The sequence below is a fragment of the Streptomyces sp. SID13726 genome (genome assembly GCF_010548375.1).
Lineage (GTDB): Bacteria > Actinomycetota > Actinomycetes > Streptomycetales > Streptomycetaceae > Streptomyces.
The window spans coordinates 1-448 of sequence record NZ_JAAGLY010000420.1 but is presented as its reverse complement, the minus strand read 5'-3'; the positions used below and the strand labels follow the sequence as shown (position 1 = coordinate 448).

General features: G+C 67.4%; 1 protein-coding gene. It reads right to left on the bottom strand.

All coding sequences use genetic code 11. The features are described from left to right. Positions 1–134 precede the first annotated feature (134 nt). Positions 135–448: PepSY domain-containing protein (locus tag G3I78_RS48385; RefSeq protein WP_164437000.1), on the bottom strand; the 314-nt coding region annotated here is incomplete at its 5' end.

Below are 448 nucleotides of genomic sequence, written 5' to 3'. Positions count from 1 at the left end.
TCTTCTTGCGTGCTCGCTTCTTGTTGCCGCGCTTGGCCATGACGCCACTCCCTCGAAGATCGGGGTAATCCGGGCGTTCGCCAGTCTAGGGGCGCCCGATCGGGTCCGCACGGGAACCCGTGGACCGGCGCGTTTCAGTTGCCGTCGTCGTCGGAGTCCGATCCGGACACCGTCGCCTTGCCCGACGTGGCGTCGACGTGGACGTTGGCGGTCTTGTTCCCGGACTGGATCTCCACGTTCCAGTAGCGGGAGCCGTTGTCGTCATCGTCGTCCCATTCCACGGACCGGACCTGGCCGGAATGGGCGGCCACGGCCGCCTTCATCGCCTTCTGGGCGGTGACCTCCGCGGCGACCAGCGCCTTGTTCCCGCCGTCGTCGCCGTCGCCGTCGTTGTCGGCGTTCTCGGTGAACACCTTGCCGCTGCGGGTGTCGACCGTCAGTTCCGCGT